Origin of the sequence: Bradyrhizobium sp. CB1015, from assembly GCF_025200925.1 — a bacterium.
In the GTDB taxonomy this organism is placed as follows: Bacteria; Pseudomonadota; Alphaproteobacteria; order Rhizobiales; family Xanthobacteraceae; genus Bradyrhizobium.
Genome location: NZ_CP104174.1, coordinates 5,880,297 through 5,896,033, shown reverse-complemented (window position 1 = coordinate 5,896,033; position 15,737 = coordinate 5,880,297). Strand labels below are relative to the sequence as shown.

The following is a 15,737-nucleotide window of genomic DNA, read 5'->3' as shown; positions in this document are numbered from 1 at the left end:
GATCAAAGCCGCAAGACGCTCGATGCGTCAACACAACATCGATTAAAATCGCGTCACGATGTCCGAAAGCGACGGTCGCGGACGGTCCTCGCTCGGCTTGGTCGGCGTGCCGATATGAATGAAGCCGGCGAGCTTCTCATCCGGCTTGAGGCCGAGGCCGTCGAGCACGTCGCGGTCGAACGAGAACCAGCCGGTCAGCCAGCAGGCGCCGTAGCCGAGCGCTGTCGCGGCCGTGACGATGTTCATGGCGCTGGCGCCCGCCGACAATTCCTGCTCGAACGCCGGCACCTTCGGATGCGGCTTGGTGAAGCTGACGATGCCGATCACCAGCGGCGCATCCATCAGGCGCTTGCGCTCGGTCTCCACGTCGGCCGCAGGCGCGCCGGGATTCTTCCGCGCAAAGACCCGCGCGATCACCTCGCCGGCACGTGCACGGGCATCGCCCTCGAAGATGATGAAGCGCCACGGCGCGAGCTTGCCGTGATCGGGCACGCGCGCCCCGATGGTGAGGATCGTCTCGAGCTCGGCCGCCGAAGGGCCGGGCGCGGTCATCTCGCGCGGCTTGACCGAGCGGCGGGTCTTCAGGAGTTCGATGGCATCGGGCACTGCGCTATCCTCTTCAAATGGTCGGCGGGCGTGCCATGCCGAGATAAGCATGCACGCCCGCTACCGGAAGGGAATTTAGATCGATTTCAGGGATCAGACCGCGCCGCGCATCCGCTTCACATCCGGCGGCGTCGCCTCGTCGACCAGGGCGGCGATCGCCTCGGCCGTGGTCATCACCTTCTGGCCGTCGCTGCCGAGCCGGCGGACCGAGACCGAATGCGTCTCGGCCTCTTTCTTGCCGACCACGAGCAGCGCCGGGATCTTGGCCAGCGAGTGCTCGCGGACCTTGTAGTTGATCTTTTCGTTGCGCAGGTCGATCTCCGCCCGAAGCCCGGCGCGCCGCGCCTGCTCCAGCACCACCTTGGCGTACTCGTCGCCTTCCGAGGTGATGGTGGTGACAACCGCCTGTACCGGCGAAAGCCAGAGCGGGAAGTTGCCGGCGTAGTGCTCGATCAGGATGCCGATATAGCGCTCCATCGAGCCGCAGATCGCGCGGTGCACCATCACCGGCGGTTTCTTGCCGCCGTCATGGTCGATGTAGAACGCACCGAACCGCTCCGGCAGGTTGAAGTCCACCTGCGTGGTGCCGCACTGCCAGTCGCGGCCGATGGCATCGCGCAGAACGTATTCGAACTTCGGTCCGTAGAACGCGCCTTCGCCCGGATTGATCTCGGTCTTGATGTGATTGTTCTGCGACTGGATTTCGCGCAGCACCGTCGCCATCACCCGCTCGGCATGGTCCCACATCGCATCGGTGCCGACGCGTTTCTCCGGCCGGGTCGAGAGCTTCACCGTGAGGTCGCCGGTGAAGCCGAAATCGGCATAGGTCGACAGGATGAGATCGTTGATCTTCAGGCACTCCTCGGCGAGCTGGTCCTCGGTGCAGAAGATGTGCGCGTCGTCCTGGGTGAAGCCGCGCACGCGCATCAGGCCGTGCATGGCGCCGGACGGCTCGTAGCGATGCACCACGCCGAACTCGGCGAGGCGCAAGGGCAGGTCGCGGTAGCTCTTCAGGCCGTGCTTGAAGATCTGCACGTGGCCGGGGCAGTTCATCGGCTTGAGCGCAAACCAGCGCTTGTCCTCGGCCTCATCGCCTGCCGACTGCGCCGCGAACATGTTCTCGCGATACCAGCCCCAATGGCCCGAGGTCTCCCACAGCACCTTGTCGAGGATCTGCGGCGCGTTGACCTCGCTGTAGTCGCCGGTCAGGCGCCGGCGCATATAGGCGATCAGCTGCTGGAAGATGGTCCAGCCCTTCGGGTGCCAGAACACGACGCCCGGACCTTCCTCCTGGAAGTGGAAGAGGTCGAGCTCGCGTCCGAGCTTGCGATGGTCGCGCTTCTCGGCTTCCTCGATCTGCTTCAGGTAAGCGTCGAGATCCTCCTGCTTGGCGAAAGCCGTGCCGTAGATGCGGGTCAGCATCGGGTTGTTGCTGTCGCCGCGCCAATAGGCGCCGGCCACCTTCATCAGCTTGAAGGCGTTGCCGACCTTGCCGGTCGAAGTCATGTGCGGGCCGCGGCAAAGGTCGAACCAGTCGCCCTGGTAGTAGATCTTGATCGGCTCGGTGCCGGGAATGGCATCGACCAGCTCGACCTTGAAGGCCTCGCCCTTGTCGCGGAACACCTGTTTGGTCTTTTCGCGGTCCCAGACTTCCTTGGTGAAGGGTTTGTCGCGCGCGATGATCTCGCGCATCTTCTTCTCGATCGCGGCAAAGTCTTCCGGCGTGAACGGCTCGTTGCGGAAGAAGTCGTAATAAAAGCCGTTCTCGATCACCGGGCCGATGGTGACCTGCGTGCCCGGCCACAACGTCTGCACGGCCTCGGCCAGCACATGCGCGCAGTCGTGCCGGATCAGCTCAAGCGCGCGCGGATCGTCGCGATTGACCAGCTCGATTTTGGCGTCCGCCTCGATCGGATCGTTGAGGTCGGCGAGCGCGCCGTCGAGCGCCATCGCAACCGTGCGCTTGGCGAGAGAGGGCGAGATGCCCTTGGCGATATCGAGGCCGGTGATGCCCTTGTCGAACTGACGCTGGGCGCCGTCGGGGAAGGTGAGGGTGACTTTGGGGGCTGGGGTCACGGGCTTCAAATTGGAGAGGCTGTACTGGAAGCCGGACTCGGATTTGGGCTGGTCGGACATTGCTTTTCTCCTGGGGCTCACTCCTGCGAACGAGCGCAGGTAAGCGGGAACGAGCGATATATCAGGCGATTCGGCCTGTGCAATCCGGCATTTCCAAGAAAGTGGCGCGCAAAACCCGGGGCGGAGCCCTCAACTATTTGACGTTGTACCCTTTAACTCGTCACAGGCCGCCGCTACATGCGTTTGCATGGAAAATGCCGCTGCCGCCAGCCGTTTCGCGCCAACCGCCCTGATGCTCGGCAATCTCGTGACCGGCTGCTCGGTCTTGGCGCCGGCGGGCATGCTGCCGGAATTGTCGGCGGGGCTCGGGATCAGCATCCACGCGGCCGGGCTCCTGATCACCTTCGGCGCGGCGACGCTGTGCGTCGGCTCGCCGCTGACGGCGTGGCTGACCAGCCGCATCGAAAGGCGGACCCTGCTCGCCACGACGCTGGCGGTGCTCGCACTCGGCAATCTCGGTTCCGCGTTTGCGCCCGATTACACCAGCCTGCTGATCATTCGCCTCGCGATGCTCGCAGTCGGCGCGCTCTATACGCCGCAGGCCGCCGGCACGGCTGCGCTGATCGTCCCGGCGGAACGGCGCGGCAGCACCATTGCGTACATCTTCCTCGGCTGGTCGCTCGCAGCCGCCATCGGCCTGCCGCTGATCACCTTCATCGCCAGCCGTTACGGCTGGCGCGCCGCCTATGGCGGGATCGGCGCGCTCGGCTGCATCAGCTTGCTGCTGTTGCTGCTGCGCCTGCCGGCGGGCCTGAAGGGCGCACCGGTCGATCTGAAGACATGGGCCGCCGTCGGCCGCAGCAGGACGATCCTGCTGCTGCTTGCGATCACGATGCTGCAAATGTCGGGGCAGTTCGTCGTGTTCACCTATATGGGGCCGCTGCTCAACAAGCTCACCGGCGCCGGCCCCGATGCGATCGGCTCGGTGTTCGCGCTGTACGGGATCTGCGGCTTCCTCGGCGTCGTCGTCGCGACCCGCATCGTCGACACCTCGGGACCCTATCGCACCTCGTTGCTGTTCACCTGCCTGGTGCTTGCCGGGATGAGCGGCTGGGCTCTCGGCGCCGGCTCGCTCGTCATGATGGCGGGCGCGGTCGCGATCTGGGGCCTTGGCTTCGCCTCGACCAACTCGATGCAGCAGGTGCGGCTGGTCGCGGCTGCGCCGCCGCTGGCCTCGGCCACCGTCGCACTCAACACGTCCGTTCTCTATATAGGCCAGGCGGTCGGCTCCGCCGTCGGGGGGCTACTGTTTGCCCGCGAGCTCCTGCACACGCTCGGCTTCGTCGCGGTCGGTTTCGTCGTGCTGGCACTGATCCTGGTGGTCGTGACCCGGCCCCGGCGGGCGGCTGCCGCCACCGCCTGAACGCTGCAGATCTTATGCGCAAGGCGCTTGGCAAACCTCGCGCCGGAGCGGTAGAAGGCCGGCGTGGGGATCAAAGAGAGTTGACTGAGATGAGGATGATTCTGGCGGTTGCCGCGGTGCTCTATTCAGCCTCCGCATTTGCGCAGACCGAGAAGCCACCCATGGTGGGGGACAAGCCGCTGGTGCAGGTCAAGCCGAAAGGCACCAAGGAGGCTGCCGCCGCTCCAAAGGGCAAGCCGCAATCGGTCGCCGTCCGCCTCCAGGCCTGCCTCGAGATCGACGATGGCACCAAGGATCGCCTCAACTGCTACGACGCCGTGATCCCGCCGGCGCCGAAGCCGAAGCCGGCCAAGGCCAAGGGCTACGCCGATTGCCGCTTCTTCAAGGAAGAGGACGAGCGGCTGGCCTGCTACAACGGCTTTGCCGAGAGCATTCCGAAGCTGCCCAAGACCTGACAAAGACCCGATATTTGCCCGGCTAGGGATTTGTGGAGGCGACGCGCGTGAGCGCGAGCGACGGCGTTGCGGCCATCTTCACCAGCACGTCCTTGAGCGGATCGCGCGTCCAGGCGCGCGTGACATAGTCGCGATGGGTGATGCCCTCGCCGGTCTCCACGAACACTACGCTGCCGGGCCGTAGCGGCCCGTCCATGTCCTCGGCGACGCCGATGCCCTTCTGCCTCAGCATGCTCATCAGCTCGCGGTCGCGCCGCGCGGTGTAGCGGGTGTAGGCGCTGACGAAGAAGCCGGAGCGGTGGCTCTCGATCCAGGACGCGAACTTGTCCATCTCGCCATAGACGGCGTCGAGCAGCACCACGCCGCGCACGCGGTCGCTGATGCCGCCGACCTCGAGGCTCCAGGCCGTCGGCAGGAAGCCGCCGCTATAGCCGACGATCACGATCGGCATGTTGGCGAAGGCGCGCGCGCTGTTGGGATCGCCGGTGAGGCGGGCGAGATGGTCGGCCGATTCCGCCATGAAGCGCTTGAAGCCGCCCGGCTGCCAGAACTTGCCGGCGCTGGAATCGGCGGCGTCGACCGCCATCTGCGGCGCAAGCAGGATGGCATTGGCGCCGGAATCGGTGATCTGTTTCGGCACCATCTGCCGATCGCGGACGTCGCGCTCGAGCGTTGCGCCATTGCCGTGGAAGAACACCACGATCACGCCCGGCTTGCGCAAGTCGAAATGCTCGGGAACGTGCACCAGCACGCGGCTGTCGCTGTAGGTCTCGTCCTGCCAGTAGACGCGGCCGGAATAGCTGCGGTGGCCGCGGCGGTCGCCTTTGGAAATGTTGAGGAAGGGCGCGTCGGAGGCGGGGTTGTTGCCGAAATAGGGAAAGGCCGACGACTTCATGCTGACGAGTGTCGTCAGGTCCTCGCGGGCGGGGCGCTTGTAGGGGACTTGCGGCTCGAGCGATGCCATCTTGTAGGGCGCCTGCTCCGGCATTTGTCGCTGGACGGCGCGCTTGGGCGAGAAGTCCGACATCTGCCGTTGCAGGAAGCCTTCACTCGCCGAGGGAAAGCGCTCCTTGAACTGCGGGGCAGGGAAGCGATCCTCGAACGTGTCGCCGCTTGCCACGCGCGCGTTCGACGCCTGCGAATTCTTGGCGACCACCTGGACATTCGCCTGGGAGTTCGCCGCCAGCACCGCCGGATCCGGCGCCTTGCCGCATTGAACCAGCGTCAGCGACAATGGCACCAGGGCTGAGATCAGACCGGCCCGGAGCGCACGACCATGCCGACCGGACGATGTCCGATCGGCACGACCATCAGCTCTCAGTTTCGGAGCGGCCCCGACCATCCACCCATGACCCCAAAGTCACGACCCAAGTCTCACGTCCATCGGCAATCTTGAAATAATTCAGCCGATTGGCGTTTAGGCGACGTTAAGCGTCCGGAGAAACTCCCCACATCCGGAACGCTTCAAAGGACCATGCAATCGTGTCCTGATTGTGGGGAAGGGGAACGGGCAAATCCGGGTAAAATCCAGCGCCATCGTCCAAAAACGCGCGTTTACGGTGTTTTGGTACCTGCCTCCCTTGCCTCATTTAACCCTTGTTAACCCTGCTTGAATTGACTGGGCCAAAGTGCACGATGGGCCCCACGAGGCGAAGCGCCTAAGGTTAAGGACCCCGATGACGGCATCAGACGCGGGTACCCCGCCCTGGACGGACCGGCTGACCGGGAGCGGAGCCGGGGTCTCCGTTCCGGTCGCAACCGCCATCGTCGTGGCCGACATGATCGGGGTCGGCGTCTTCACCAGCCTTGGCTTCCAGGTCAAGGACATCCCGTCCGGCTTCTCCATCCTGCTGCTCTGGACGGTCGGCGGCATCGTCGCGCTGTGCGGGGTGTTCGCGTACAGCGAGTTGGGTGCGATGTTCCCGCGCTCGAGCGGCGAGTACAATTTCCTCGGCCGCGCCTTTCATCCCGCCTTCGGCTTCCTCGCCGGCTGGGTGTCAGCCACGGTCGGCTTCGCGGCGCCGGTCGCGCTCGCCGCGATGGCGTTTGGCGAATATGCCAAATCGGTCGTACCCGATCTGCCGGCGATTCCGCTCGCCATCGGCGTCGTGTGGCTGGTTTCCCTCGTGCAACTGACCGGCGTCAGGCACTCATCCACATTCCAGCTGATCTCGACCGTCCTCAAGGTCGTGTTGATCGTCGGCTTCCTGGTCGCCGGCTTCGTCATCGCCGTGCCGCAGCCGATCACCTTCACGCCGCAGCCGGGCGATATCGCCCACATCGTCAGCGCGCCGTTCGCGATCGGACTCGTCTTCGTGATGTATTCGTTCTCGGGCTGGAATGCCGCGACCTACATCATCGGCGAAATGAAGACGCCGCAGCGGAGCCTGCCGCGCGCGCTGCTCGCGGGCACGCTGATCGTGCTCGTGCTGTACGTCGCGCTGAACGCGGTATTTCTCCATTCCACGCCGGTCGGCGCGCTCGCCGGCCAACTCGACGTCGCCAGCGTCGCCGGCACCGCCATTTTCGGCAGCCTCGGTGGTCGGATCGTCGGCGCCATGATTTGCTTCGGTCTGATCTCGTCGATCAGCGCGATGATGTGGATCGGCCCGCGCGTGATGATGACGATGGGGGAGGACATTCCCGCCTTGCGCGTCTTCTCGAAACGGTCGGTAAGCGGCGCGCCGGCCTATGCCATCCTGTTCCAACTGGCCGTCGCCAATCTTCTGCTGTTCACGCGCAGCTTCGAGGCGGTGCTCGACTTCATCCAGTTCGCGCTGCTGTTCTGCTCGTTCTTCACGGTCGCCGGCGTCATCAAGCTGCGTATCACCGATCCCGATCTGCCGCGGCCATATCGCGCCTGGGGATACCCGTTTACGCCGCTCGTCTTCCTGCTCGTGACCGCGTTCATGATGTACTACCTTTTGACGGAGCGGCCGGTTCAGTCGCTGTCGGGAATGCTGGTCATGCTCTCCGGCCTCGTGATTTACGCTGTTTTCCGCAGGCGGCCCGTCGCCGCTGCCGCATCACAGCATCGCGAATAGACATGCTCCGCCCCCTGAGAATTGCGGCCGTTGCTTTCGCCCTCCTGGCTGCGGCCGTCTCCTCCGCGCGTGCCGCAGACGTCACCTTCGATGACACGGCGCGCTTCCTTGCGGGCATGCAACCTTCGGCGGACTCGCCGCTGGTGCCGCTCACCAGGGACCCGGCCTGGCAGCGTCACGCGAAATTCTTCGACGGCGCCTTCGCTCAGCTCGAGCAGCGGCAGCTCTCGAAGATCCGCAGCTGGGCCGACCTCAATCTGGCCGCGCCGCGGCCGACCATGTTCTACATGTTCAGCGGCCCCGATTTCCTCTACGCCGATGCCTTCTATTCCAAGGCGAGTACCTACGTGCTCGGCGCGCTGGAGCCGGTCGGCGCGGTGCCCGATTTGACGCGGCTGCCGCGCGGTTCGGTCGGCGCTGCGCTCTACAACGTCGAACGCTCGCTCGGCTCGATCCTGAGCTTCTCCTTCTTCATCACCAAGCAGATGAAGGTCGACCTGCACGCCAACCAGGTCAACGGCACCTTGCCGATCCTCTATGTCTTCCTCGCGCGCTCCGGCAAGACCATCCGCAATGTCGAGATGGTCGCGCTCGACGACAAGGGCGGCCTACATGTCGGCGACGACAATCCCGGACGAAACGCGACGCGCGGCGTCCGCATCACCTTCGCCGGCAGCGACGGGGAAATGCGCACGCTGTATTATTTCTCGACCGACCTCTCCAATTCCGGCGCACGTGCCGCAGGCTTCCTGAAATTCTGCGAGACGCTCGGGCCCGGCAACAGCCTGCTCAAGAGTGCGTCCTACCTGTTGCATTCCGGCAATTTCACCGTCGTGCGCGACTGGTTGCTCGCCAACAGCGCCACGATCATCCAGGACGATTCCGGCATTCCGCTCGCGAACTACAATGCGCGGCAATGGCGGTTCTTCCCGTTCGGCCGCTATCTCGGTCCCATCGACGAATTCCCCGGCCGCTACCAGGAGCGCTACGCCGAGCTGTTCACGCGCGCCCAGCCGATCGATTTCGGCGTGGGCTATCGCTGGCGCATGCATGAATCGAATTTGCTGCTGGCCGTGAAGGTGCCGGGCAGCGATACCGCACCGGCTGCGGAGGCCACTTCGGCCGCCGAGCCGGCGCCAAAGCCGCCGCGCCCGAAGCGGCTACGGCCGCCGGAGTCGGTCCCGCCGTCACAGGGACGTTTTTTCTGGTTCCGGTAGGCTCTTTTCAGAGGCTGGAAGTCACGAGGACTGGGCCACGACGACCAGCACCTCGGCTTTCTGCCGGCCGAGGCTCCTGACCTCGTGCGGCGTCTCGCCTGAAAAAGAAAGGCAATCCCCCGGCCAAGCACGAGCTCTTCGCCGTCCAGCTTGATCGCGATCCTGCCGTTGACGACGAACAGCAGCTCCTCACCCGCATGCGAGGCGCGCGTCGCCGCCTTGTGCGGCGGCTCAGCAGAAACGGCTCCATCATCTTGCGGGTGCGACCGGTCGCCAGCGGCACCACGCCGAACGTGAGCGCGGGCGCTATCTCATGGTTTGCGTGGCCGGCTCGGATTCCGAGCGGCTGGTGCTGGACCTCTAAGCTACCAATGCACGCTCTGGCTCGGCACGATGAAGGTCGTCGTGCTCGGCTGTGTCGCAAGGCTCCTCGCCAGATACCAGCCGGAGCCGAGGACGAGTGCGAGCAAGGCGATGATGGCGAGCAGGTCGATGGTTCTCGGATCGTGTCCCCTGTGGTCGAGGTTCGGACCAGGCTTGACGTGAAAATTCGGGCTGATTTTCCAGCGCATTGTTGTTTCCTCCCGTGGGAGCACCAAAACAACGCAAGCGGAAACTTTAAGGTTCCGGTCGGGCAGCGCCGCACAAAGCGCCGCCGCAACGTCAGGATGCATTGACCCCGCGCCAGCGGCCATAACGCCAGGGCAGATACCAGCGTGCGCCTCGCGGCGCGGTGAGAGGTACGTTGTCGATGCCGGACGTGCCCAAGGGATTGCAGCGGAGCAGGCGCGCAAGCGTCATCCAGCCGCCGGCCCAAAGCCCGAACCGGTCGATCGCCTCATCGCCATAGACGGAGCAGGTCGGCAGGTGCCGGCAATTGTAACCGATCAGGGGTGACAGCGTATGGCGATACAGCCAGATCAGCGCGCGGCCGAATCTGCGCGGCAGCCGGAGCACACCATCGACGGAACTGGAACAATGCTCGCAGGCTGAATGCTTCATGTGCGTTGTGCTGCGATGTTGAGCGAGGTGTTGCCCGGTTCCGCCGCAGGGAACTGTAAGCTGTTGTTTCCACGCCATATTTCGTATGCTTTTTGGGAGCAGTGCAGCAAGTATCTGTGGACGATCTGTATTCGCCCGGATACCATTTTTATGACGGCCGTGTGTAGAAACATACGCCTGTATGATGGACTCAGATAGCGCTACTGGGGATTGTTGGGGACCTTGGGGCTTTTCGGGCTTGGGGAAGGAACCAGATTGAGACTTCTGAACTCCCTTAATCTTCGCGGCTGGTTGGTGGTGGGAACCGCCGTTTTTGGAGTCGCGTTGGCGGGCGCCGTTGCGACATTCGGATCGTCGGCCCGCGCCGGCGCTGCCCTCGAAGAGCGCAAGCTGCCGATGAAGTTCAACTGGATCGCCTGTGAGCCGAACTGCCGCGGCTGGATCAGCGCAGTCGGCATCATCACCGCCGATACGCCCAAAGAATTCGAGGAGTTTTCCCGCGGCCGGCAGCTCGGCGGCGCCACCGTGGTGCTCGATTCCAGCGGCGGTTCCGTCAATGACGCGATCACGCTCGGCCGGCGCTTCCGTAACCTCGGGCTTTTGACCACGGTCGGCGTAAGCCTCCGCGGCGGCCCATCCACGCGCCCGGCGGTTGCGCCGGAAGCCTATTGCGAATCCATGTGCGTGTTCCTGCTGCTGGCTGGCAAGAAGCGCTACGTGCCGGAAGCCGCACATGTCCGGGTTCACCAGATCTGGATGGGCGACCGCGCCGACGATGCCAAGGCGGCGAGCTACAGCGCGCAGGACCTGATGATCGTGGAGCGCGATATCGGCCGCCTCGCCAAGTACACCTTCGACATGGGCGGGGCCGGCGACCTGCTGTCGCTTGCGCTCAGCGTCCCGCCCTGGGAGGAGCTGCACGAGCTCGAAGCGGGCGAACTCAAGCTCACCAATCTGGTCACGACCGATCTCGTGGCTGACGTGCTCCCGCATGTGGACATCTCGGCGCCGGCAATGGCGGAGCTTGCACCGAAGACGCAGGCCAGGTTCGGCGCGGAACAGGAGCAGGCTGCCAAGTCGACCAAGACGGCGGAAGCCGTGGTGCCGACCGGTAGCGTTGCCACGCCGGCTGCGGCGACGCAGAAGTAAGATTCCCCCACTGTCATTCCGGGGCGTCGCAAAGCGACGAACCCGGAATCCAGATGTTAGAGCGCGTGATTCTGGTGATTCTCAGGTGCGCAATTGCGCACCCGAGGTGCGCAATTGCGCACCAAGGTTCGCGTTGCACACGCCCCGGAAATGACATCGAAGGAAGGCTCAGCCCTGCGCTGCGGCCGGCTGCTTGGTTTTGGCCTCGATCTGGCCGATGGCATCAACCACGGCATCGAAGGTGAGAAGCGTCGAGGCATGGCGCGCCTTGTAGTCGCGGACGGGCTCGAGGAACTTGATCTCTTCCCATTTGCCTTGAGGAGGCGCGCCGTTCTCCTTCAGCATCTTGCGAACGGTTTCGCGTAACTCACGGAGTTCGCTCGCAGTCGAGCCGACCACGTGACTTGCCATGATGGATGAAGAGGCTTGGCCCAAGGCGCAGGCCTTCACGTCATGGGCGAAATCGGTGACGGTGTCGCCGTTCATCTTGAGATCGACCTTCACGGTCGAGCCGCACAGCTTGGAATGGGCGGTGGCGGAGGCATCGGGGTCCGACAATCGTCCGAGGCGCGGAATATTCCCGGCCAACTCGATGATCCGCTTGTTATAAATGTCGTTCAGCATGTGATGGAGTCCAACACGTCCACACCCACTTCCGGGCCGGATCGGCCTTGGCGGGCGCCGCCCACGGTCCTATATAGGGGCGGAACTGGTGGAAAAACAGTCCAGCGGGCGCGGTGGTGGTGATCCAGATCTGCGCTGCCGGCATTATGACCTCGGGACTATTTCACCGAAACTGTTCTGCTCAGGCGTCCGGCGGCTTGGCCGCCCCGTCTGCCGGTGACACTCCGGCCGTTAGGCCGTCGAACGGAGAAGATATGGACGCTGCAATCAAATCCATCCGCCCGGGCAAGTCCTCCGACCGGCAGCCCGAGAGCCGCCCGGCCGAGCTTGATCCTGCCGAATTTCTCACGGCCGCCGTCCGCGCCGACCAGCCGCGCCCCGCGCGCGCCGAGGCGGAAGCGGCGGTGAAGACGCTGCTCGCCTATATCGGCGAGAACACCGAGCGCGAGGGCCTGCTCGACACGCCGCGTCGCGTCGTCGAGGCTTTCGACGAGCTCTATCAGGGCTACCACCAGTGCCCCGCCGAAGTGCTCGACCGCACGTTCGGCGAGACCGCAGGCTATGACGATTTCGTCCTGGTGCGCGACATCGAGTTCACCTCGCAATGCGAGCATCACATGATGCCGTTCTACGGCAAGGCGCACATCGCCTATACGCCGGTGGAGCGCGTCGTCGGCCTGTCCAAGCTTGCCCGCCTGACCGACATCTTCGCCCGCCGGCTCCAGACCCAGGAGCACCTGACTGCGCAGATCGCCGCCGCGATCGACGAGGTCCTCAAGCCGCGCGGTGTTGCCGTGCTGATCGAGGCCGAGCATACCTGCATGTCGGTGCGCGGCGTCGCCAAGCATGGCGCCTCCACCTTCACCAGCCGCTTCACCGGCATGTTCCGCGACAATCCGGCGGAGCAGGCCCGTTTCCTGTCCCTGGTGCGAGGCACGACGCGCTGACCTCGCGACAAACCGGCGAGAGTTGCTGTGTCCGCCCATTCCCATGAGATCGAGGACGGCCTCGCCTTCCTGCCCAAATTCGATGCCGCTGGCCTCGTGACGGTCGTCGCCACCGACGCTGCCACCGGTGACGTGCTCATGGTCGCGCACATGAACGACGAGGCGTTGCGCAAGACGATTGCGACCGGCGAAGCCTGGTACTTCAGCCGCTCGCGCAATGCCTTGTGGCGAAAAGGTGAGACGTCGGGTCAGACCCAGCGCGTCGTCGAGATGCGCACCGATTGCGATCAGGATGCGGTCTGGATCCGCGTCGAGCAGATCGGCGCGGCCTGCCACACCGGCCGGCGGTCGTGCTTCTACCGCAAGGTCGAGGCCGAGGGCGGGGGAGCCAAGCTGGTGTTCATCGACGCAGAGCGGCTGTTCGATCCCAGCGACGTGTATAAGACATGACGTCCGTCATTCCGGGGCGGCTCGAAGAGCCGAACCCGGAATCTCGAGATTCTCAGGTGCGCAACTGCGCACCATAGTTCGCACCGTCGCGCGCCCCGGAATGACGCGGAGCGTCAATTAACCCCGCATTAACCATACCTGTCCCACGGTGAGACGACGGGCGCCGAATTGCCGGCGTCGCTCAACGCCGCGCGGGGCGGGCACTTCATCATGTCGATCGACAATTTCAGTGCCACGCAGACGGCCGGCCTTGATCCGTCGCGGGCGCGTGTCGCCGGTGCGATCAAGCAGGCCTCGAACATCACGGGCGTCAGCTTCCAGTACATGCTGACCACCGCCAAGATGGAATCGGATTTCGATCCGACGGCAGGGGCCACCACCTCGTCCGCGCACGGGCTGTTCCAGTTCATCGACCAGACCTGGCTCGGCACGGTGAAGGAGGCGGGCGCCCAGCTCGGCTACGGCAGCTACGCCGACGCCATTACCAGGACGTCGTCGGGCACTTACAGCGTCGATGATCCCGTCAAGAAGCGGTCGATCATGAAGCTGCGCGACGACCCCGAAGCCGCTTCCGCGATGGCGGCGGCATTGACGCAGTCGAACAGCTTCAAGCTCACCGGTCTGCTTGGGCGCAGGCCGAGCGACAGCGAGCTCTACATGGCGCACTTCATGGGAGTCGGGGGCGCCGCGAAACTGATCGCCAATGCCGAGGACAATCCGCAAGCTGTCGGCGCGCGGCTGTTTCCCAACGCGGCCGCCGCCAACCGCTCGATCTTCTACGCCAAGGACGGCCGGGCCCGCAGTGTCTCCGAGGTCTATTCGGTCCTGGACGCCCGCTATGCCAGCGCGGCCAATTCGAAAGTGACCCGCAGCGCGATGGCGATGTATGGCGGCACGCCGTCGACCACGCAGATCGCGAGTGCCGATGCAGTGTTGCCGACTGCACCTGTCGTGGACAACGCCGCCTATCTCCAGACCTTCCCGAATACCCGCACAGTGACGCCCGTCAGCGCGACGTCGTCGACACAGGTCGCGGACAATGGGCCGAGTACGCCGGTGTTTCGTTCGATCTATCAGCCCGGCGATGCCACGCAGCCGGTCTCGATCACGGTGCAGAAATTATGGGGCAACAATGCCTCGCTCACCTCGGTCGCATCGGCGACGCCGGACGTGCGGCCGCCGCAACCGCTCGATCTCTTCAGCGATCGCAGCGGCACGTTCTCGAGCTAGTCGAGATCTCGTGTCCCGGACGCGCTGCGGCGCGCAAGCGCTGCTGCGCAGAGCCGGGACCCACGCAACAAAGACTGCTCTCGAACCATCTGGGCCCCGGCTCAGCAGCGCATCACTTGCGTGCTGCGCTGCGTCCGGGGCACGAGAACTGGGCGGCTTTGTCCCCTTAACAAATCATCAATAAAACCAGCCAGTTATGGTGAACGCTTTGTTAAGCGTCGTGGTTTATTTTGTGTTGCAGGTGACGAGCCGTCATCGTTTTTTTCGTTTGTTGTGTAAGCCGGAAGCAGCATGATTGTTCGGCAGTTCATCAATTGGATCAGGACGGCGCCCGCAGGCGAGCGGGCCGAGGCAACACGGGCGCTGGCCCGAGCCTGGCTGATCTCGGACCTTTCTGCAGACGACCGCACCGCTGCCGAAGGCGCGCTTCTGATGCTGCTGGACGATCCCTCGCCGCTGGTGCGGCAGGCGATGGCCGAAGCCTTTGCCCGCAGCCTTGACGCGCCGGCCGCGATCGTGCGGGCGCTGTCGGCCGATCAGCCGACGGTTGCGCTGCCGGTGCTCGAATATTCCCCGCTCTTGATCGACGCCGATCTCGTCGACATCGTCGCGACCGGCAGCGAGGAGGTGCAATGCGCGGTGGCCCGACGCATCGCATTGCCGGTCTCGGTGTGCGCCGCGATCGCCGAAGTCGGCTGCGCCGCTGCCGCGCTGGAGCTGATCGAAAATCCCCACGCCGAGCTGGCCCCGTTCTCCTGGGACCGGATCGTCGAGCGCCACGGCCATCTCGCCGCGATCCGCGAGGCCATGCTGGTGCTGGAGGATCTGCCGGCCGCAACGCGTGCGGCGCTGGTGGCAAAGCTCTCCGAGACGCTGGCGCAATTCGTCGTGGCGCGGAACTGGCTGAGCCCCGACCGCGCCGACCGCATCACCATCGAAGCGCGTGACCGCTCCACCATGAACATCGCGGCGCGCTCGCGCGGCGATGACATGCAGGGCCTGGTCCGGCATTTGCGCATCACCGGCCAGCTGACCGCGGGCCTGATCCTGCGCGCACTGCTGTCGGGCAATCTGGGCTTGTTCGACGCGGCACTCGCCGAGCTCGCCGATCTGCCGCTGGCGCGCGTCTCGGCGCTGCTGCACGACCGCGGCGGTAACAGCGTGCACGCGCTGCTCCGTCGCGCCGGGCTTCCGGAGGCGACGTTTGCGGCGTTCCAGGTCGCGCTCGATGCCTGCCACGAGCAGGGCTTCGTCGACAGCGACGACGGTGCGGTGCGGCTGCGCCGGCGCATGGTCGAGCGCGTGCTCACCCATTGCGAGTCCGATCGCGGCGCCACCGAGCCCCTGATGGTCCTGCTGCGCCGCTTCGCCACCGAGTCCGCGCGCGAAGAGGCACGGCTGTTCTGCGAAGAGATTGTCGCCGATGACGCGGTCGATCCGGTCTACGACGATCTGATCGCGGCATAGTTCAAAGCCCGCGATAGGGCAGGCCGGAAGACACAAACTCCGTCATT

15 protein-coding genes are annotated in these 15,737 nt (G+C 64.8%); 9 read left to right on the top strand and 6 right to left on the bottom strand.

What is annotated here, in order from left to right; translation table 11 throughout:
- Positions 1 to 42: 42 nt before the first annotated feature.
- Complete coding sequence (locus N2604_RS27545; RefSeq protein ID WP_260371233.1) at positions 43 to 606, bottom strand: nitroreductase; 564 nt, start codon at positions 604 to 606, stop codon at positions 43 to 45.
- 93 nt (positions 607 to 699) lie between these two features.
- Positions 700 to 2,742 carry a threonine--tRNA ligase gene (thrS, locus tag N2604_RS27540; RefSeq protein WP_260371232.1) on the bottom strand — a complete coding sequence of 681 codons (2,043 nt, stop codon included), beginning with the start codon at positions 2,740 to 2,742 and terminating at the stop codon, positions 700 to 702.
- Positions 2,743 to 2,929: 187 nt separating this feature from the next.
- On the opposite strand from thrS, the gene N2604_RS27535 reads away from it, so the two are divergent.
- Both N2604_RS27535 and N2604_RS27530 read left to right on the top strand, forming a co-directional pair.
- Complete coding sequence (locus N2604_RS27535; protein WP_260371231.1) at positions 2,930 to 4,105, top strand: MFS transporter; 1,176 nt, start codon at positions 2,930 to 2,932, stop codon at positions 4,103 to 4,105.
- A gap of 89 nt (positions 4,106 to 4,194) precedes the next feature.
- Positions 4,195 to 4,560: a hypothetical protein gene (locus tag N2604_RS27530; RefSeq protein ID WP_260371230.1), complete on the top strand. Its 366-nt coding sequence runs from the start codon at positions 4,195 to 4,197 to the stop codon at positions 4,558 to 4,560.
- A 22-nt stretch (positions 4,561 to 4,582) separates the two neighbouring features.
- Here N2604_RS27530 and N2604_RS27525 read toward each other — a convergent pair whose 3' ends face one another.
- Entirely contained in the window at positions 4,583 to 5,902 is a 1,320-nt protein-coding gene (locus N2604_RS27525; RefSeq protein WP_260371229.1) for an alpha/beta hydrolase, read from the bottom strand.
- 334 nt (positions 5,903 to 6,236) lie between these two features.
- On the opposite strand from N2604_RS27525, the gene N2604_RS27520 reads away from it, so the two are divergent.
- Together N2604_RS27520 and N2604_RS27515 are read left to right on the top strand one after the other, a co-directional pair.
- Positions 6,237 to 7,604 carry an APC family permease gene (locus N2604_RS27520; RefSeq protein ID WP_260371228.1) on the top strand — a complete coding sequence of 456 codons (1,368 nt, stop codon included), beginning with the start codon at positions 6,237 to 6,239 and terminating at the stop codon, positions 7,602 to 7,604.
- Positions 7,605 to 7,606: 2 nt separating this feature from the next.
- Positions 7,607 to 8,821 carry a hypothetical protein gene (locus N2604_RS27515; protein ID WP_260371227.1) on the top strand — a complete coding sequence of 405 codons (1,215 nt, stop codon included), beginning with the start codon at positions 7,607 to 7,609 and terminating at the stop codon, positions 8,819 to 8,821.
- A gap of 365 nt (positions 8,822 to 9,186) precedes the next feature.
- Here N2604_RS27515 and N2604_RS27510 read toward each other — a convergent pair whose 3' ends face one another.
- Positions 9,187 to 9,393: a hypothetical protein gene (locus N2604_RS27510; protein ID WP_260371226.1), complete on the bottom strand. Its 207-nt coding sequence runs from the start codon at positions 9,391 to 9,393 to the stop codon at positions 9,187 to 9,189.
- Positions 9,394 to 9,484: 91 nt separating this feature from the next.
- Positions 9,485 to 9,823, bottom strand: a complete 339-nt coding sequence (gene yidD / locus N2604_RS27505) for a membrane protein insertion efficiency factor YidD (RefSeq protein ID WP_260371225.1) — start codon at positions 9,821 to 9,823, stop codon at positions 9,485 to 9,487.
- A gap of 255 nt (positions 9,824 to 10,078) precedes the next feature.
- On the opposite strand from yidD, the gene N2604_RS27500 reads away from it, so the two are divergent.
- Entirely contained in the window at positions 10,079 to 10,972 is an 894-nt protein-coding gene (locus N2604_RS27500; RefSeq protein ID WP_260371224.1) for a hypothetical protein, read from the top strand.
- 168 nt (positions 10,973 to 11,140) lie between these two features.
- On the opposite strand, the gene N2604_RS27495 is transcribed toward N2604_RS27500, so the two are convergent.
- A complete protein-coding gene (locus tag N2604_RS27495; protein ID WP_197947967.1) occupies positions 11,141 to 11,596 on the bottom strand; it encodes an iron-sulfur cluster assembly scaffold protein in 456 nt (151 codons plus the stop codon).
- Positions 11,597 to 11,850: 254 nt separating this feature from the next.
- Between N2604_RS27495 and folE the strand changes: the two genes are divergently transcribed.
- From folE to N2604_RS27475, 4 genes are all read left to right on the top strand, one after another.
- Positions 11,851 to 12,543 carry a GTP cyclohydrolase I FolE gene (folE, locus tag N2604_RS27490; protein ID WP_260371223.1) on the top strand — a complete coding sequence of 231 codons (693 nt, stop codon included), beginning with the start codon at positions 11,851 to 11,853 and terminating at the stop codon, positions 12,541 to 12,543.
- A 27-nt stretch (positions 12,544 to 12,570) separates the two neighbouring features.
- Positions 12,571 to 12,993 carry a phosphoribosyl-AMP cyclohydrolase gene (hisI, locus tag N2604_RS27485; RefSeq protein WP_260371222.1) on the top strand — a complete coding sequence of 141 codons (423 nt, stop codon included), beginning with the start codon at positions 12,571 to 12,573 and terminating at the stop codon, positions 12,991 to 12,993.
- A 210-nt stretch (positions 12,994 to 13,203) separates the two neighbouring features.
- Positions 13,204 to 14,223, top strand: a complete 1,020-nt coding sequence (locus N2604_RS27480; protein ID WP_260371221.1) for a lytic transglycosylase domain-containing protein — start codon at positions 13,204 to 13,206, stop codon at positions 14,221 to 14,223.
- A gap of 291 nt (positions 14,224 to 14,514) precedes the next feature.
- Positions 14,515 to 15,690 carry a DUF2336 domain-containing protein gene (locus N2604_RS27475; protein ID WP_260371220.1) on the top strand — a complete coding sequence of 392 codons (1,176 nt, stop codon included), beginning with the start codon at positions 14,515 to 14,517 and terminating at the stop codon, positions 15,688 to 15,690.
- Positions 15,691 to 15,737 lie beyond the last annotated feature (47 nt).

What these genes read in the sequence shown, in the direction of transcription:
- N2604_RS27495 (WP_197947967.1), bottom strand. Translation starts at nt 11,596, where the DNA reads ATGCTGAACGACATTTATAACAAGCGGATCATCGAGTTGGCCGGGAAT.
- N2604_RS27475 (WP_260371220.1), top strand. Translation starts at nt 14,515, where the DNA reads ATGATTGTTCGGCAGTTCATCAATTGGATCAGGACGGCGCCCGCAGGC.
- N2604_RS27520 (WP_260371228.1), top strand. Translation starts at nt 6,237, where the DNA reads ATGACGGCATCAGACGCGGGTACCCCGCCCTGGACGGACCGGCTGACC.
- thrS (WP_260371232.1), bottom strand. Translation starts at nt 2,742, where the DNA reads ATGTCCGACCAGCCCAAATCCGAGTCCGGCTTCCAGTACAGCCTCTCC.
- N2604_RS27510 (WP_260371226.1), bottom strand. Translation starts at nt 9,393, where the DNA reads ATGCGCTGGAAAATCAGCCCGAATTTTCACGTCAAGCCTGGTCCGAAC.
- N2604_RS27525 (WP_260371229.1), bottom strand. Translation starts at nt 5,902, where the DNA reads ATGGTCGGGGCCGCTCCGAAACTGAGAGCTGATGGTCGTGCCGATCGG.
- N2604_RS27480 (WP_260371221.1), top strand. Translation starts at nt 13,204, where the DNA reads ATGTCGATCGACAATTTCAGTGCCACGCAGACGGCCGGCCTTGATCCG.
- N2604_RS27515 (WP_260371227.1), top strand. Translation starts at nt 7,607, where the DNA reads ATGCTCCGCCCCCTGAGAATTGCGGCCGTTGCTTTCGCCCTCCTGGCT.
- folE (WP_260371223.1), top strand. Translation starts at nt 11,851, where the DNA reads ATGGACGCTGCAATCAAATCCATCCGCCCGGGCAAGTCCTCCGACCGG.
- N2604_RS27535 (WP_260371231.1), top strand. Translation starts at nt 2,930, where the DNA reads ATGGAAAATGCCGCTGCCGCCAGCCGTTTCGCGCCAACCGCCCTGATG.
- N2604_RS27530 (WP_260371230.1), top strand. Translation starts at nt 4,195, where the DNA reads ATGAGGATGATTCTGGCGGTTGCCGCGGTGCTCTATTCAGCCTCCGCA.
- yidD (WP_260371225.1), bottom strand. Translation starts at nt 9,823, where the DNA reads ATGAAGCATTCAGCCTGCGAGCATTGTTCCAGTTCCGTCGATGGTGTG.